This window comes from Limnohabitans sp. (assembly GCF_031539105.1).
Classification (GTDB): domain Bacteria; phylum Pseudomonadota; class Gammaproteobacteria; order Burkholderiales; family Burkholderiaceae_C; genus Limnohabitans.
Genome location: NZ_JAVKLM010000026.1, coordinates 1 through 16345, shown reverse-complemented (window position 1 = coordinate 16345; position 16345 = coordinate 1). Strand labels below are relative to the sequence as shown.

The 16345-nt window shown below is 50.7% G+C and carries 17 protein-coding genes; 3 read left to right on the top strand and 14 right to left on the bottom strand.

The genetic code is table 11. The features are described from left to right. From RMR24_RS07770 to RMR24_RS07760, 3 genes are all read left to right on the top strand, one after another. Nucleotides 1–748 (top strand): hypothetical protein (locus tag RMR24_RS07770; protein WP_310614511.1); only part of this gene is annotated, 748 nt, incomplete at its 5' end. A 714-nt stretch (nt 749–1462) separates the two neighbouring features. Beyond that, nucleotides 1463–1792, top strand: coding sequence for a type II toxin-antitoxin system PrlF family antitoxin (locus RMR24_RS07765; RefSeq protein ID WP_310614510.1), 330 nt, complete (start codon nt 1463–1465; stop codon nt 1790–1792). Next, nucleotides 1789–2295, top strand: coding sequence for a type II toxin-antitoxin system YhaV family toxin (locus RMR24_RS07760; protein WP_310614509.1), 507 nt, complete (start codon nt 1789–1791; stop codon nt 2293–2295). The genes RMR24_RS07765 and RMR24_RS07760 overlap by 4 nt, the downstream gene beginning before the upstream one ends. A 33-nt stretch (nt 2296–2328) precedes the next feature. Here the strand turns inward: RMR24_RS07760 and RMR24_RS07755 are convergent, their stop codons facing one another. From RMR24_RS07755 to RMR24_RS07695, 14 genes are read right to left on the bottom strand one after another with little or no spacing between them, the layout of a single operon-like run. Then, a complete protein-coding gene (locus RMR24_RS07755; RefSeq protein ID WP_310614508.1) occupies nt 2329–5298 on the bottom strand; it encodes an AAA domain-containing protein in 2970 nt (989 codons plus the stop codon). Between the two features lie 60 nt (nt 5299–5358). Beyond that, nucleotides 5359–5694: an NERD domain-containing protein gene (locus RMR24_RS07750; protein ID WP_310614507.1), complete on the bottom strand. Its 336-nt coding sequence runs from the start codon at nt 5692–5694 to the stop codon at nt 5359–5361. 26 nt (nt 5695–5720) lie between these two features. Continuing rightward, the gene (locus tag RMR24_RS07745; RefSeq protein ID WP_310614506.1) at nt 5721–6254 is read right to left on the bottom strand and encodes a type II secretion system protein; all 534 of its coding nucleotides are present in this window, start codon (nt 6252–6254) and stop codon (nt 5721–5723) included. Continuing rightward, nucleotides 6254–6658 (bottom strand): prepilin-type N-terminal cleavage/methylation domain-containing protein, encoded by a 405-nt coding sequence (locus RMR24_RS07740; protein WP_310614505.1) that lies wholly within the window; start codon nt 6656–6658, stop codon nt 6254–6256. The genes RMR24_RS07745 and RMR24_RS07740 overlap by 1 nt, the downstream gene beginning before the upstream one ends. Before the next feature lie 7 nt (nt 6659–6665). Then, entirely contained in the window at nt 6666–6821 is a 156-nt protein-coding gene (locus RMR24_RS13530; protein WP_405023324.1) for a hypothetical protein, read from the bottom strand. A 45-nt stretch (nt 6822–6866) separates the two neighbouring features. Continuing rightward, on the bottom strand, nt 6867–7244 hold the full coding sequence (locus tag RMR24_RS13525; protein WP_405023323.1) for a type II secretion system protein: 378 nt from the start codon (nt 7242–7244) through the stop codon (nt 6867–6869). After that, nucleotides 7241–9583 carry a tetratricopeptide repeat protein gene (locus tag RMR24_RS07730; RefSeq protein WP_310614504.1) on the bottom strand — a complete coding sequence of 781 codons (2343 nt, stop codon included), beginning with the start codon at nt 9581–9583 and terminating at the stop codon, nt 7241–7243. Before RMR24_RS07730 ends, RMR24_RS13525 begins: the two co-directional genes overlap by 4 nt. Before the next feature lie 41 nt (nt 9584–9624). Further along, nucleotides 9625–10248 (bottom strand): hypothetical protein, encoded by a 624-nt coding sequence (locus tag RMR24_RS07725; RefSeq protein ID WP_310614503.1) that lies wholly within the window; start codon nt 10246–10248, stop codon nt 9625–9627. Nucleotides 10249–10262: 14 nt separating this feature from the next. Further along, complete coding sequence (locus RMR24_RS07720; protein WP_310614502.1) at nt 10263–10883, bottom strand: hypothetical protein; 621 nt, start codon at nt 10881–10883, stop codon at nt 10263–10265. Continuing rightward, nucleotides 10880–12568: a hypothetical protein gene (locus tag RMR24_RS07715; protein ID WP_310614501.1), complete on the bottom strand. Its 1689-nt coding sequence runs from the start codon at nt 12566–12568 to the stop codon at nt 10880–10882. Before RMR24_RS07715 ends, RMR24_RS07720 begins: the two co-directional genes overlap by 4 nt. 13 nt (nt 12569–12581) lie before the next feature. Beyond that, nucleotides 12582–14309: a GspE/PulE family protein gene (locus tag RMR24_RS07710; protein ID WP_310614500.1), complete on the bottom strand. Its 1728-nt coding sequence runs from the start codon at nt 14307–14309 to the stop codon at nt 12582–12584. Continuing rightward, on the bottom strand, nt 14306–15529 hold the full coding sequence (locus RMR24_RS07705; RefSeq protein ID WP_310614499.1) for a type II secretion system F family protein: 1224 nt from the start codon (nt 15527–15529) through the stop codon (nt 14306–14308). The genes RMR24_RS07710 and RMR24_RS07705 overlap by 4 nt, the downstream gene beginning before the upstream one ends. A 26-nt stretch (nt 15530–15555) precedes the next feature. Continuing rightward, on the bottom strand, nt 15556–15975 hold the full coding sequence (gspG, locus tag RMR24_RS07700) for a type II secretion system major pseudopilin GspG (RefSeq protein WP_310614498.1): 420 nt from the start codon (nt 15973–15975) through the stop codon (nt 15556–15558). Between the two features lie 17 nt (nt 15976–15992). Beyond that, entirely contained in the window at nt 15993–16217 is a 225-nt protein-coding gene (locus RMR24_RS07695) for a hypothetical protein (protein WP_310614497.1), read from the bottom strand. Between the last annotated feature and the right edge of the window lie 128 nt (nt 16218–16345).

The window sequence follows — 16345 nt, the reverse complement described above, 5'->3', positions numbered from 1 at the left end:
TGAACAGGCGGCAGCACTTATTCCGAAGAACTTCAATGGCCAAATAAGCTGGCTCAACATTGACAACCGTACTTTTTTGCGTGTTGCCCATGGCTATCTTCTGGGACTGATGCACCAAGGAAACGGCAAAGCTGCTAAGGCTTTAGCAAAAAAAATGCTTGCCTGGTCCCCATCGGACAACCTTGGTGTGCGCATGCTGCTGGGCGACATAAATTTATTAAATGGCAATACAAAAACTGCCATGAAAAGTTTTTTGAAAGAAGCAGCTCATTCACCTGCTCATTGGTATCAAGCTGGACAAATTGCGTTCAAAAACCATGATTACATCGCCGCCTGCACCTTCATCCGACGAGGAATAGCAGCCAATCCGTACATTGCCGAAGGGCTCACAGGTAGAACCACATTAGATGAGCATTTGTACTGGCACGGGAGTAATCGAAATGGCCCAGAATGGGCTGCTAATTATCTAAACGCACCAATTTGCGTTTGGGAGCAAGAAGAAACTGATTTTGTAGATTGGGTTTTCAACTCTTCTCATGTACTCAAGGAGCGTGCGGACCTAGCTATCCAACATGAAGGCTTAACCTATGAGCGAGATCCCAAACTTAGAGATCCCTATGCGCTTAAAAGTTCGTTCTTTCTAGAAACCATCACGGATGAACTATCCGAAATCATGGTTAGAAAAATCACAAACCAGTTTGGTCTTTCCATTTGGCCATGGGAACGCGCTGGTTTTCTCAGAAGTTGATCGGGGTTCTAAGTCGGAACCGACGGCAGCGGTCGGCAACTAATTCTTTCATTTATTTATGGGCAACTTTGCTACCCGTATCAACACTGGTGCTTGAGTCGATTGTTCATAGTGTGGCTGCTACGTTAAATGGATGCCTCCTTGTATAGATTTAACTTGGTACGTACGCTGTGAGTAACCCGTCATCCAACTTCAGGGCTGAAAACTCAAGGAATTGAGTTTGCTACCAAGAAAGCTGTCGTTTACCAAAACGTGTCCTTTCTCGGCAGCGATCGTTCAGGGTTTCATTGTAACGGTGACCACACTGCTGCTCCAGGGGACATGATTCCAGTTCTTGGTGATTACGGGACGCACTTTAAGACCGGGCCACGAGCCGTCTTTCCGCTGCGGCAGCTTTCTTAACCTTGCTGGGAACCTGACCCTGTGCGTCTTGATATTGGACAACGATGCGAAATCTGTCGTGGTCAGGCAGGCTCGGCCAGTAATGGATCGAAGGTCGGGGACGGGGCCCTCCCTCCTCGTCTAAGCTGTTGATTCACATATGTTTTTTCCAAAACTTGCGTTACAAGTGTCCCAGATTTTATGGTACCCCTGAATATGACACCTGCATTATTCAGACAAGTTGGCTGAACGTCAATGGAATTGAGGTGCTTGAATTGACCAAGCAATGCGATTGCATTACCATTAGAAAATATTCTCTGAACTGGAGACCCCATGCCCGCCACACTTGAAGTTGAATCAACGCTGACCGACCGCTACCAGACCACGGTGCCAGAAATGGTGCGCCGCAGTCTGCGTTTGGGCAAACGCGACAGGGTCCACTACTCCATTCGGCCCAACGGTGAGGTCGTTCTCAGTCGTGCAGAAGTCTCTGAGACGCATGACCCTGTGCTCGGTCAGTTCTTAGGCTTTCTGTCCCGCGACATGGCCGAACACCCAGATCGCTTGCAAGCCTTGGATGCTACGTTCGTACAACACCTGCAGTCGCTAACCAATGACCTCGAGGTAGACCTGAATACGCCGCTGTCGGCAGACGATGAATGAATGGTCCTAATCCAACTGTTTTGGTCATTCACGGCTGGACAGTTTTTGCCCACCCGCTGTTCATTTTCCAACTTGACGCTCTTGCTCAACAGGTCAGTGCCCTCAAAGGAAAAGACCCCGTTGGATATGTAAAGAAAAATGCGGCGAAACGTTTGGCAGCCATTACCAAGCTGGCTTTCGATGTTATTCCCCAAGACCCGACACGAACAGAATACCGACAAGGAAACACCCTCGGCGAAGAACACAAGCATTGGTTCCGTGCGAAGTTTTTCCAGCAGTACCGACTGTTTTTCCGGTTCCACGCCCCCAGCAAGGTGGTCGTGCTGGCTTGGGTCAATGACGAAGACACCAAGCGAGCCTATGAGAGCAGCGAAGATGCGTATCGAGTGTTTCGCAAAATGCTAGATTCAGGCTATCCGCCCGATAACTGGGATCAACTCCTTGCGCAGGCTCGCCCTCACAGTCTCAACTTGGGAACAGGTTTGGCTGGAATGGTTAAGTAAGACTGATTAATGACTCTCATAACCCGCCAGTACCTACTGTATTGCGTTGGATTCTTCTGCGAACAAGAATGACGCAAGAAGCCCGCGTGGCGACCCCTTGTCAACTGGATTGAATATGGACATGTCGCCAAACACAAGGAAATTGTCCTTTGCGCGCGAGACCCCGACGTTCAGCATACCGGGACTGCGATCCATGAACCCGCCGTCCGCATCCCGTGAGTAGGTTGGGGAGAAAATCACTAAAAGACGCTCTGCCCCCTGCAATGAATGGACAGTGCCGACAGTCATCTCCCCTTCTTCTTTACCAACACGGATTCCACGATTCACGCACTCCTCGGAAATGGCAGCGACCTGTCCGCCAAATGGCGTGACCACGCCGATAATTTCGTGAATTTGTTTGTCGTACTTTGCCTCCAGCCAAGATCGGTTATAAGCAATCCATTCTGCGATAGTCGTTGCTTCAATCTGATTGGCTCGGCTGCCACCGCGACGTTCGCATTTGCCGTCAATATGCAGATACCCCATTGCAGGCAACCCTAGTTCTGAACCACGGGCACCGCGCTTTGGTATTAATTTGTCGTGATAGCAAAGTGCATTGCAATAAGCCACGATTTCATCAAAACAACGGCGGTGTTCATAAAGGTACATTCCTCGTGATAAGTCCTTGTCATAGTGGTAACGTGTGGCTCGTTGTGCGATTTCCATGACACTGCCAGACGCAGCTGACTTCCCAAGTTCCGCGATTCTGTTGTAAGTGGTCCGAATGTTTGTGTGCCCCATGACTTCGGCTTTAATCAAATTTGCGATGTCGACTTGAGGGGTCGCACTCCAGATGGGCTCAATTTGGAGCGTGTCCCCGATAACAAGTGCCCGTTTAGCCAGCGAAAAAGATGCCCCAGCTACCTCGGGCAATACCTGCCCCGCCTCATCAACAATCAAGAGGTCAATGTAGTCATAAAGGTAGTCTGGTACAAAATTTCCGCGTTCGTAGCGACTTACTGAGAACTCTTTCGGCAGCATGAAGAAAGTGGAAACCACGCAAGGTGTCAGCATCATCCTACGATGCCAACGTTTTTTGAGAGTCGAAGCGCCCTTCTTGCTCTTTTCCTCTGCCAACGTATTCAGTGCGCCCTCCATTTCAAGGAGCCAACGCGCTTCCCAGTAGTGGGTTGCATGAAGAAATGCTGGGAAACGAATGGCGGTATCCGCAGCTTTGTCACATTCAGCCAAGGTCCTTAGTTCTGGTGGATTTTTCATACCCAAGCTGTCGGTGGCATTTGCCCATCGGGTTAATGCTTCACGATGTGTCTTGATCACTTTCACGCCCCGCTGGAGTGCATCGCGAAGACCAATTAGTTCTTGAGTAAATCCACCAACAATGACTTGAATTTCATTTGTGAACTGATCAACGTTAGTCCACGGCTTATCAGGAAAAGCGACTGTCCACACCCCCCTTAAGAAGCTCTTCGCAAGCAACAGTCGTTTTTTATTGACAGGTGGCAGCCACGAAAACAGGGTGTATAGCCATGACTCTTCTCCGAGAAACTCTTCCCACTTTGCCATCAAGGCCTTGTACGTACCCAAGTCGTTTTCTTTGTCAGAAACAGCACGTTCTCGCATTGCGAGGCTTTCGGAAGGCGACACACCAAGCTCCATACGCAGTGCACTAGTGGCCAACATTAACTGCGGCCATGCCGTTTCTATGCCCATCAATTTCTTTTCAGCACCCTGAATCAATCTGTGTAGCTGAGCACAAATGCTTTTGACGGAAGGGGTTGCAAGCTCAGGGAAAGCGATTTGTGCCGCCTTCAAAAACTCTTCCTTGGCACGGATGTAGTAACCCTGCTCTTCAACATTATTGAAAAAAGATCGTGTTTGATACTTCCCAGTGGACAGTCTTTCTTTGCTCGCGGATGGAAAATATGCACCAAAACTTTTTATGTCAGGCAACCATCTTCCTGCAAATGGTCCTGTGCCCGTCGAAAAATCCTTAGCAAATGCGTCAATGATGTTGGTGACAGCTTGGTTGTTTGTTGATGCCGCAGCAATCACAGGCGGATCACCTCCGTCCAACGCGGCACGAACCCAATGCGATGCAACGACTGAAAGCAGCATTGTCGTTTTACCGGTACCAGGTGGGCCATTGACACCCAGGATTTCACCGTGTTTGGAGACCAGCTGATGCGTCAAAGCATCCCGCTGTGCATCTGCCAATGGATGGGTATCTGAAGAATGTCCAAGTCGAAGAGAAAGCCCCGAGTTTGGCGTAAGGCAGGGTTCTGGCAAATCAATATTTTCAGATGCGTATCTCTCAAACAGCGGGGCTGTTGGTGCCTGTGATCTGATGTTGTCGTAGAGTGCCAAAATATGTTTGCTCGCACCTACTACGTCACTGTCTTTAACGATGATCCACCGGTCATCCATCTGGAATGGTGCGTCGTCCTCCGGCCACCCTGAAGCGACCTCCTCAAGCATCGCTTTGCAGTAATTTAGATATGTCGACCAACACTCGTAGTGCCATTCGTCGGGATCGTGTTTGCCGATGGTCTGCTTATCAAACTTCGGCACATGATGATCAGCTAACCATGTATCCAAGTCAGCGACGCTCCCAATAGAAAACGAACCCTTGTCCAACGGCTCCAAAATGTCACGGGGAACAACTGTGTTCTCACTCGGGAAAATTCGACCTTGCCGATCCAAAACAGCTTGACTGACTATGGGCGTCACCACATTTGGCACCCCACTTGACCTCGCTAGCCCATGTTCAAGCTGCGAATGGTAGATAAACGGGCGAATCGTAATTTCAATCTCATCGACGTCATTGGCTGTACCCTTAAATAACTCCTGGGTAAGTTCAGCATCAACACACCCTCTTTGCAGCTCATCACTTGGACAAAACAACAGGGTCTCCAAATCAGACCTATCGAGAGCGCCTTTACCTAACTCGGCATCTGCCAAGCAGATGCGCCAATATTTGGCATACGCCAGAGTCTTTTTGTCCATCTGCCTCCACCCTTCATTATTCAAAAAAACAAAAAGCGCACGCTTTTAATGCTATGGAAATTACTCAAATGCCTCCCGCCGCAGCGGCACCCTCATATTTTTTGTCAAACCTTCTTTTTCTCGAGTGAGCCTGCTGGGTTCAATCCATCTTCTTCGGTTCTGGCCTCTTCGATCTACAGACTCAATGCGACAACCTTTACTTTCGAAAATCCAAATACCAAATCGGCGATGAATCATCAAAAAATCAGGTTCGCTGCATCCTCGCTTGCTAGTAGCAAAGATAGAATGGCGATAGTAAGAAACCCCATCATCACGCTCAAAAGTATTCTTAAGCGCGTGCCACAGTTGACGCTGCCCTTTGTTATTGCCGTTTGGATAGTTAGGGTTAACTTTCATATTTCACTTTCAACATAGAGCACTTTTTAATGAGCTGCATCACTACCAATCGAGGTTGATAGATACGTAAACTGCCACTGGCTGTACCGATCTTTTCCAGCGAACTGCACATGCAGATCATCAAAACGCTGTGTTTTGATAGGCTTCTTATTCGAACTGCTTGCAATCCCCATCACACCTCCCTGCGGAGCCATCACAAGCGTCCAATCGCGCTCACCAGTCATCGGATCTACATAGATTTGGCGCAGGTGTCGCTTGGGATACAAAAATCGGTTGTCTTTAAGCAGCTCTTCAAGTCGAGGGGGATAGCTTTTGATCAATCCCGGTGAGCTCTCGTAGTATCTTTGAATTGCTCGCTCAAACTCAGAGCCAACAGCAAGCAACTCAGTTTCTCGATCCCGTTGCCTTTGCGTAGACCACACAGTTGTGACTGCAGCTGCTGCTAATCCAACAAATGCCACCATAAAAAGCATCATCAAATAAACACTTCCGCACTGTTTATTGCTGACATACCGATTGCTTAGGCTTGTGTTTGGTGTGGGGTGGATGGTCAAACGCATCACCAGTCCTGAAACAGCTGACCCGTGCGTGATTTGCCAGACGCGCCGCTCTTGACATCAGCAATCCCCTGCTCATCTGCATCCATTGATGGCACAACAACCCAAGTTTTCTCAGAATTGGTCACTGGATCTAAGGGAATGCGGCGCAAATACTGCTTGTCCACCAAGTCATCCAAACTCTGTGGGTACTTACCTGTGTCCCCATGAAACTTATCTATCGCATCGCGCAGGGTCGCGACGTTTTGACGCAGCACAGCCTCTTTGGTTTTATCAACGCTGCCGTTGTAACGTGGCAGCGCCAAAGACAAGAGCGTGCCGATGATGGCCAAGACCACCAGCAACTCAATCAAGGTAAAACCTTGTTGAAGCTTGCGTATGGCTTGAGTGGATGAAAAATATCGCATATGCGGCTCACCATTCTCGGTAAGGTTGCTTGCTGAGCCCAGTCTTGGGTGACAACGAATACACATCAAACACATCCCCGCCCTCTTGTGGTGCTTCATAAGAAGATGCATAGCTGCGCTTGCCCCATGTGTCTGCTGCAGGCAACTCCAAGTCGTCATTCATGGGATCACGAGGGATTCGACGCAAGAAATACAGCTTGGCCCCCGTTTAAGGGATTACTGCCGTATTCATCGACGCACTCAGTGATTGCCCTTTTTCACCGCTGCCTAAGTTACCCAGCGCTATAGGGCTACCGGGCTTTGCATCCACTACCCCACTGACCAGCACATCCAAACTGGCCGGATAACCACTCTCCCCCGACTTCAGCACGATGTGCCCACTGTCTGCTGCACGCTTATAGGCATCTATTGCATCTCGAATTTGACGTAAAGCTTCACGTAACTGTGCCTCTTTCATGCGCTGACTTGCTAAATGTGTCATGGGCAGCGCCACACTCGCCAGCACAGCGACGATGAGTACGGTCATAAGTAACTCAATCAAGGTAAAGCCACCTTGAGTTTTGACCTTGTTCAGAGGTGAATTCACTGAGGTTTTTCTAATGGGTTGAAACCAGCAGGCAGATTCACAACTGGGCGCACACCACTGGAGACGACTGGCTCAGCTGCCAGCACCTTGATTTCAGGAACCTTTGCACCTGTCGAGCGAAGCTTGAGTGTGATGACTGGCATTTCACCCGATGGAGCGCCTTGAACATCATTACGCGTCACCGTGGCAAACACTTTGCCAGCGGCATGGTCCACGCTTTGCGAAAAAGTCGTATTGGCACCATCCCTGTTGAAGTAACCGCCCTCTTCAACCGACGTCACCTGATAACTACCGCCATCAAAACCTAGCTGCAAAGGCAAGCTACGCATCGTGCCATCGGCTTTAGTAATCAAGCTCAGCGTCATCACATCACCTTTGGTGTCAGTGACCTTCCAGCTCAAGTCCACGGTTTTGGCAGGTTCCAAAGGCATCGCACTCAATGCGGCTACGTTTGACTCTGCATTACTGCTCGCTCCAGCGCCTGCATTGCCCACCGTGGTGTTCTTGTTTTCGGATTTGTCTACTACCGCAAAGGTATTGGGGTTACGCAAGTTCGCCTCAGTCCCAGACCAGAACTCCGTGCGACTGGCTTGGGGCAAACTCAAGTTACGTACCAGCCGTGGTGTGATGGAGAGCACCAATTCCGTCTTGTTGTGGGAGTCTCTTTGTGATCCAAACAAACGATTGAGGATTGGCAAGTCCCCAATGCCAGGAATTCGGCTGCCACTGGTTCCTTCTTGATCATTGATCAAGCCACCCAAAATTTGTGTCTCGCCATCACGCAAGCGTAACTTGGTTTCAGCATTTCTGGTGCCAATTTGATAGGTTTGGGTGCCATTGGCTAAGGTGACTGTGTTCGTCACGGAGCTCACCTCCAGTCCCAACTTGATACCAATTTCGTTTTTCAATCGGATGTCGGGTTGTACATCCAACTTCAAGCCGACCTCCAAGTACTGGATATTGGAAGACACAACTCCAGTAGGTGTCACATTGCTTGTGATCACCGGCAGCTTGTCACCAATCATGATCTTGGCCGACTCACGGTTACGCACCCGAATACGAGGATTGGCCAAGATGTTGGCATCCGTGATGGTCTTATTGGCATTCATGCCCACACTCACGCCAGACACGCCCGTTGTACTTGAATTTAAGTTGCGCAAGTCAGTGACGGTAAGACCGCTGGTCGTGTTGGATGACAAGGGCGTGAGTGTGGCGCTGCCGGGCCACTGAATCCCCAAGTTCGTCACCTTGGAGCGGTCCACCTCCAAAATTTCAACCTCCAGCATGACCTCTGGTTCACTCAAGTCCTGCATGGCAATGATCTTTTCTGCAATTTGGATGGCGTCTGGCGTGTCACGCATCACAATCAGGTTGAGCTTTTCATCAATGATCGTGTCCTTGGTCTTGAGCATGGTCTTTAAATTTGCTTGCACCTGTTTGGCATCGGCGTTCTGCAAATAAAACGCCTTGACCACCAGATCTTGGTAGACCTTGGTTTTTTCAGGTGTGTTGGGATAAATCAGCACCGAATTAGCGTTGAGCAATTTGTATTCAAGCTGATGTGTTTGCAAGATCAGCTTGACAGCATCTTCCAAGGTGGCGTTACGCAAGAACACCGTGACTTGCAGATCTGGCCGAACATCTTTGTCCAAAATGAAGTTCACGCCACTGGAGCGACTCAGCACATCAAACACAAATTTCACATTGGCATCTCTGAACTCCAAGTTCACAGGGTTGCTGCGTGGCAGCTTCAAAGCCATCTCCCCCATCAAGCGTCTGCTAGTCGTCGTACTGGCAAGTTCGTCTAACTCATGTTTAAGCTGATTGGCTTCATAGTGATCTGGGTTTTCTGACAAGACACTGCGCACCAAACTCATGGCTTGACGTGGATCTCCCGCCTTTAAAAAATCAGCAGCCTCAGTCACCAATTTGTTTTGTAACTTTTCTTTTGGCAGTGCGCTCAACGCATCCTTGGCGATGGTGTTGCTGGGGTCCACGCGCAACAATCTCTCGTACACGGCTTGCGCTTCATCGCTCTTACCTTGTTGACGCAAAGCTCTGGCTTCAGCAACCAAGCTGTTCGTGAACGTCGTTAAGCGTGAAAAATACTCACTCCGCACCTCCACATTGCTGGGTTCATCGTCATAGGCTTTTTTCAACTCAATCAAAGCCGCATCCGTTTGCCCTTGCCTGAATAGGCTATTGGCCTCGCGGTAGTGGGGAGATGCACAGCCAGTGAGCAAGCCACTGATTAAGACGCCCAACACTAAGTAAGTAATAGGCCAACAAGTAAAGGACGAACGCACGCCACGCAATGACGAAAAGAATTTATTTGGCATAGAAGCTCTGCCCAAAAAGAACGGCTGTATAAAAAATTGGCTCATGGCATCTGTCCCGTCGCAAGGGTTTGTCGCTCTGACAGCGGGATGTATTTAAAAACCAAGGTCTCCCCCTCAAATCCCACGAACTGGTAGCGGGCATCAATGGCGTCGCCCGGACTCACAGAAAACATCTCATTGCCGCGCACGAGGTAGACCACGATTTTCTTGGGCGTTGTGGGACTAGATGCACCACCGCTGTTCACGCTGCTTTCAGAGTCCACCCATTTGCCCATGTACTGAAACGGCAAGGGAGGTGCTTTGGGCACCTCCACCACTTTGGGGGGCTCAGGTGTTTTGGGTTTGGGGGGCTCAATCACCGCCAAGGGCGCAAAGGGATCGAGCGTCACGGGCGCGCGACTTCTTGCCACCAAACCCAATGGCAAAGGAACGGGTGGCGGTGCATCAGCCGACTCTCCGAGCACTACAGCTGCTCCATCACTCATGGATGCACCTGCGATTGGCGCTTGGGCAATGTTGACAACTGACGCAGCAGCAGACGCCGTAGAACTTTCTCTTGTTTCAGCCTCCACATCACGCTCTTGCCAATACGTCCATGCAGAAAGTCCCACACTCAACAACAACCCGCCCATGAGTAGCAGCTGTTTGCGAGAAAATGCAGCCATTGACATCGCTATGCTCAAATCCCCGCCCTGACATAGAGCGTGAAATGCAGTTCAGCGTCTACACCCACACGGGCGTTGTTCTCTCTCGTAAAAGTCAACGCATCAAGCGCAATACCCGGCTGCTCCATCAACACATCTGAGACATATCCACGGATATCTTGGTAGTTGCCTTTGACGGGCAAGACGATTTCATAGCGCATTAGTAAATTGCGTGGCCCCGCTGATGACGCTTGTCCACTAGAAGCCAAACCAGAGCTCAAACTAGAACCCGAACCTGCCCCAATCAATCGGTACTCACCTTGTGGCAAGGATAAATTTCTGCGTGGTGCCGCATCGTGCAACTTCGCCAAAATCGCCACCATCTGGCTTTCTGCAGGGAAGTATTCGTAAAACGCACCCAGTTGCTCTTGTCGCTCAGGTGCTTTTGGGCGATGAGCGTCAATAGATGTGGCCTGTGTACGCATCTGCTCTTGAAGGGCTGATCGCTGCCCATAGAGCGGATACACGAAGAGTGCGTACAACACAGCCACGCCAAGCACCAGCCACAAAGCGCTCCATTGCCGCCAAGGCATTCGTGCCCAAGCATGGCACAAGGTCCAGCGCCAATGGGATTGATTACTTTGGAGGTGCATCATCTTGAGCCCTCCAAGTGCGCCACCGTCTGTTGTGCACCTACACCACCTTGACCCACGACTTCGTTGCTGGTGTCTACTGGTTTTGGTGAATTCACACCTGTATCGCTGACCAGAGCATCTTTTGGACGCCACGAGGCATTGACTTCAAACCGAATCGTGCGCAAAGGGTCTTGCTCTTGCACCTGATGGCTCGCCAGATATACCTGCGAGAGGTCTTGCGTTGCAGCCCCTAGCTCTTTGAGCGCTTGCACAAAGGCCAAGACAGACTTGAAGTTACGTGCATCACCTGACACATGCAAGTCCCCGCCTTGAGGATTGGGCGTGATATCCAGCAAAGTCACATCTGAGTTCGTAGCGGCTTCAATCGCTACAAACAGCCGCTCCCAAGGGCGGTTCAAACTCACCACAATTTGTCTGGCATTGGCAAGCTCTGCGTTTTGACGCTCATCTCCCTCTGAGGCGCCACGTTTGCCTTTGCGTGCTATTTGCTGCCCCTTGGCTTCATCGAGTTGACTCTGCACTGAACCGACTTGCACATCCAAGTACACATAATTAGTCAATAACAAAGCCGCAGACAAAACGCTCATCACAAACAACTGATGCGTTGACCAAATGGGCTGGGCGTTGTGTCTTGCAAAATCAATGTCCAGCGCCTTGCTGCGCTTAAACGCAAAGTCATCCACCCACTGCTCAAGTTTTTTCTTCGGCTTGTCGCGCTTAATAGGGCTGAGCAAATGGCACAAAGCACAGGCAGAACTCATGCCGACTGAGGCCACCCCACTCACACCTAGAGCTTGCGTGTTTTTATCTTGAAGATTTCTTGACTGCGCGTTGGTCGCGTCCCTGATCTGCCAATGCTCAGGCACATCCAAGTCAGCTGGTAATCGGTTCAAACTCAACACCGTCACCTTGGGGCGCTGGAGCTGCTGCAAGACGATCTCACGCTCAATCACTTGAACAGGTAAGACCGGCTGCGTGGCCACTTGTACGCTGCGAATGACAGACATGTCTGGCTTAGATTTACCCAACAGCGTGAGCGTGTGTCCATCAAGCGTGACAAAAAGCTGGGCTTGGTCAGCTCGCACATGTGGCATCCAGCGCTGCTCATGGTCATCACTTCTTTGTGCTCGGTTCCATGCCAAAGCGAGGGCGCTGTGACAAGCACTCAATCTCAACCCACGCGATGTCAACACCGAGCGCAAGTTCTCAAGCAAGGCTTTGGGAATTGCCGCCGCCAGCTGATTCTGACTATAGCGGGGTCTATCCGTCACAGATACCCAGTCCTGCGCATCTGTGTACAGCTGCGTAAAACTCAATTGCACCAGTGCACCCAACTCCCGCGCAGACATCTCAGCCGAAGACATGCCCTCTGCTATCCAAGGTACCGCCGCCCAACGCACCCACTGATCAGACAGCATTACCGCGCAAGGTAAGTTTTGAAGTCCATGGGTGTTCAAAATGGTTTGCAGTGTTTGTACATAAGGTGACCACTGCGTCGATGATTCAGATACTCCTGCGTTAATAGCTTGTTCATATTGAGCCGCGATGCGCGGCTCACTCCAGCCTTGCAAGACCATCACACAAACTTGGCCCTGCGTCATCCCGATTACCAAGCGGCGACGTTTTACCCAATGGCCCAAGTGCGCACCTGCGTTTTGAATGATTTTTTTTAGTTTTTCTTGCATCTTGTCTTCACCGTTATTGAGCAAACGTCACGCGGTTGATCTCATCCACTGTGGTCCAGCCTGAGCGCACCGCCTGCACCGCCGCGTCACGCAAGAAAACCGTGCCTTTGGCCTGAGCTGTGCTTTTCAACGTACGAATGGGAGCACGGGCAATGATCAACTCACGCAGTTCGTCATCGAGTAACAGCAATTCTGAAATCGCCCGTCGCCCTTTGAATCCTGTGCCACGGCAATGGGGGCAACCCTTGCCCTTGTAGAACACGGCATCTTGTTCTAAGTTGTTGCTTTGAATAAACGCGTCGTGTGCGTCTTGATCCACGTCTTTGCACTGTGGACAAATCACTCGCACTAGCCGTTGGGCCAAAACCCCGTTGAGTGCTGAGACAAAGCTGTAGGTGTCCACACCCAAATGCAGGAAACGCCCCAACACGTCAAACACGTTGTTGGCGTGAACGCTGGTGAACACCAAATGCCCTGTGAGTGCGGATTGAATAGCAATTTGGGCGGTTTCTGAATCTCGAATCTCACCCACAAAGATCTTGTCTGGGTCGTGGCGCAACACAGAGCGCAGCCCTCGTGCAAAGCCCATGCCTTTTTTCTCATTCACTGGGATTTGCAAAATACCCGGCAACTCGTACTCAATCGGGTCTTCAATGGTGACGATCTTGACCTCACCACTGTTGATCTCTGTCAGCGCCGCATACAAGGTGGTGGTCTTGCCACTGCCCGTGGGACCCGTGACAAGCAACATGCCGTAAGGCTCTTTGGCGAGACGGCGTAGTTGGGTAAGCACGGTGCCCTCATAGCCCAGCAGGTCAAGTCGCAGACCTTCCACCTGATCGGTCAGTGATCTCTTGTCCAAGATGCGGATCACCACGTCTTCACCGAAGAGGCTGGGCATCACAGAGACCCTAAAATCAATCTGTCTGCCTTGCACCGCTAACTTGAAACGTCCATCTTGTGGAATGCGTTGCTCGGCAATGTCCAACTCAGCCATCACCTTGATGCGTGAGACCACATGTGCGGCGGTGTCACGCCCTTGCACCTGAGCGGCGCTGGAGAGGACACCGTCAATGCGGTACTTCACATGCAGACCTGACCCAACTGTCTCAATGTGGATATCACTGGCTTGGGCTTTCATCGCATCTAAGACCGTCGAGTTCACCAACCGAACGATGGGACTGCTGTCTTGGGCGATAGAGCTCAAAGACAGCTGATCAACGCTTTGCTCTGAATAGATGACCCCAGCCCCCACATCAGCCACCGCCTTGTCCATGGCGTGAAGCTGCTCTTCTTGCCGAATCAAATAGGCCGTCAGGTCATTGGCATGCACCAAGTGCCATTGCACAGGGTTTGAGTTTTTGGTCAACGACTGCAGCTTGACTTCGAGCCAAGTTTGCAAGCGTGTATCAAACGGGTCACTCAAAGCCACCAAGACTTGGACATTTTGGATATCTTGGACATCTTGGACATCTTGAGGGTGGCGCAGCACAAGGCAAGAACGCTTAGTCGCTTCAGAAAAACTCAGCGCTTCGTAGTCAGGCTCTAAGGCGTCCAGATCTGACAGACTCAACACAGGCAAAGCCAGTGTTGCGCCTAAGCGTTCGAGGCAGACCTGTGCAGGTTCGTTCAATGCGCGTTCTAGTCTGCTCCAAAAACCAGTTGCAGCGTCGTTGACAGGCGTTGATTGGCACACTTGCGCAAGCAATGTGCTAGGTATTGTTTGGGACAACTGCGTCATTGGATGCTGCCTGCTAGCTCAAAGATGGGCAGGTACATGAGGATAATCACGCCGCCAATGACCAAGCCAATCACCATCATCAAAATCGGTTCGAACAAACGCGAAAACCAAGCAACAGCGCGAGCCACTTCTGCGTCATAAAACGCAGCAATGCGCTCCATCACTTGAGCCAAATCGCCGCCACGCTCGCCCACCACCAACAGGCGAACACCCACTGAAGTAGCAAGCCCGTTTTGCCTAAAAGCCTCTGAGAGCGACTGCCCTTCTGCAATAGCTTGGCGTGCATTAACCAGACCTGTCGCCAAAGCGGGTTGCGGGAGCAAGTCATGGGTCATGTCTAACGCTTTGACTAATGGAATACCGCCCCCTAGCAGCATCGCAAGTGTGCGTACGAATTGGGCGAGCTGATATGTTCTGAGGTATTCACCCACCGTGGGCAAGGCCCAGAGTTTTTGTGACAACCATGCTTTTATTGGTGGGCGTGACAGGGCGTAGATCAAGCCTGCTGTAACTGCAACGAATACAACGGCAAAACTGCCAAGATGGTCGTTCATGAGTAAGCCCCACTGCATGAGCCAACGCGACAAGAGGGGTAAGTTCTCGCTGCCCACATCCTCATAGATGTGGCTAAAACGTGGCACTACATAGGTCATGAGAAACACAATGACCAAGGCACCTACTATCAACAGCAGCGCTGGGTACACACAAGCGGCAACCACCTTGTCGCGCACCGCCGTTAGTTCGCCTTGGTAAGCGACGTAGCGTTTAAGTGCTTGGGAGATCTGACCTGTTTGCTCAGCGGAGCGAACGGTTGCGACTAAGAGCGTAGAAAACGGTGGCCGCCCTGCAATCGATGGCGTCGTCTCCAACGCCTCTGAAAATGTCCGCCCCTCGCGCACACGCTCTTGCACCGACAACAGCACTTGGCGCACGATGGGGTCTCGGGCTTTTTGGCAAAGGATGTCTAGGGACTCCATCAAGCCCATACCCGCTTCTAACAAAGCCAATAGCTCTTGGCAAAACAACAGTGCAGCGCTTTGGGTAAACCCTGCGGCTCCCCAAGACAGTGACAACCCCTGTGCTCGCACAGACAACACCGCATGGCCTTGCTCACTCACCTGACGTGCAGCAGCCTGCGCACTGGTGGCCTCGACCTCCAGTTGCAAGACTGAGGCAGCCCCGTTTTGCGAGGTGCCATAAGCTTTGACTTTGAAACGCATACATTCAGATGGTTGCTACGCTGCGCTTACCAGTTGCCAATGTCGGCATCTTCTTTTTGACCACCGGGCTTGCCGTCACGACCAAAGGAGTAAATGTCAAAGTCCCCATGCTCACCGGGTTGGCGATATTGGTACGGGTTCTTCCAAGGATCAGGAGGAACAGACTTTTTTAGATATGGCCCCTGCCAATTGGGCGTGCCAGCAGGTGCAGTCATTAAAGCTGCCAAGCCCTGCTCTGTTGTGGGGTACTTGCCTACGTCTAAGCGATAGGCTTCGAGGGATTTTTCGAATGCGTCAATTTGTGCGCGAGTGGCTTTAACTTCTGACTTGCCCACTTGAGCAAAGTAGCGAGGTGCCACATAACCTGCGAGCAAGCCAATGATGACCATGACGACTAATAGCTCTAAGAGCGTGAAGCCACGTTGATTACTCCTTGAGAACACCATTTTTCTTATACCATTGGCTATTGGTAAATAACTATCAACGAAGAGCTTGCATCTGTTTCTGTATCGGTCAATAACTTTTGGGAACCAGTCGGTGTAATCCGAATGACCTTTGTATCTGTGCTGACTACAACTCCAGCGGTGTTTTTATCCACACGAATTAATGACAACAATGCACTTGTTGTCGTATCGGCATCTAACTTATAAGTCACGGTCAAAGTATCATTAAAGGTAGGCGGATTCAAGGACGAAGTGCAACAAAGATGAACTGGTTATAGGTGGCTGAGGATGCGAGAGCATCATGGCCGCTTTAACCGCCAAGTCGAAGTTGCCCAATGTACAAGCACCTCAGCCGAGAAGAACGATACCAAAT

Excerpts from the sequence above, each read along its gene's own strand:
- RMR24_RS07765 (WP_310614510.1), top strand. The coding sequence starts at position 1,463 with ATGCCCGCCACACTTGAAGTTGAATCAACGCTGACCGACCGCTACCAG.
- RMR24_RS07760 (WP_310614509.1), top strand. The coding sequence starts at position 1,789 with ATGAATGGTCCTAATCCAACTGTTTTGGTCATTCACGGCTGGACAGTT.
- RMR24_RS07755 (WP_310614508.1), bottom strand. The coding sequence starts at position 5,298 with ATGGACAAAAAGACTCTGGCGTATGCCAAATATTGGCGCATCTGCTTG.
- RMR24_RS07750 (WP_310614507.1), bottom strand. The coding sequence starts at position 5,694 with ATGAAAGTTAACCCTAACTATCCAAACGGCAATAACAAAGGGCAGCGT.
- RMR24_RS07745 (WP_310614506.1), bottom strand. The coding sequence starts at position 6,254 with ATGCGTTTGACCATCCACCCCACACCAAACACAAGCCTAAGCAATCGG.
- RMR24_RS07740 (WP_310614505.1), bottom strand. The coding sequence starts at position 6,658 with ATGCGATATTTTTCATCCACTCAAGCCATACGCAAGCTTCAACAAGGT.
- RMR24_RS13530 (WP_405023324.1), bottom strand. The coding sequence starts at position 6,821 with ATGAATGACGACTTGGAGTTGCCTGCAGCAGACACATGGGGCAAGCGC.
- RMR24_RS07730 (WP_310614504.1), bottom strand. The coding sequence starts at position 9,583 with ATGCCAAATAAATTCTTTTCGTCATTGCGTGGCGTGCGTTCGTCCTTT.
- RMR24_RS07725 (WP_310614503.1), bottom strand. The coding sequence starts at position 10,248 with ATGGCTGCATTTTCTCGCAAACAGCTGCTACTCATGGGCGGGTTGTTG.
- RMR24_RS07720 (WP_310614502.1), bottom strand. The coding sequence starts at position 10,883 with ATGATGCACCTCCAAAGTAATCAATCCCATTGGCGCTGGACCTTGTGC.
- RMR24_RS07715 (WP_310614501.1), bottom strand. The coding sequence starts at position 12,568 with ATGCAAGAAAAACTAAAAAAAATCATTCAAAACGCAGGTGCGCACTTG.
- RMR24_RS07710 (WP_310614500.1), bottom strand. The coding sequence starts at position 14,309 with ATGACGCAGTTGTCCCAAACAATACCTAGCACATTGCTTGCGCAAGTG.
- RMR24_RS07705 (WP_310614499.1), bottom strand. The coding sequence starts at position 15,529 with ATGCGTTTCAAAGTCAAAGCTTATGGCACCTCGCAAAACGGGGCTGCC.
- gspG (WP_310614498.1), bottom strand. The coding sequence starts at position 15,975 with ATGGTGTTCTCAAGGAGTAATCAACGTGGCTTCACGCTCTTAGAGCTA.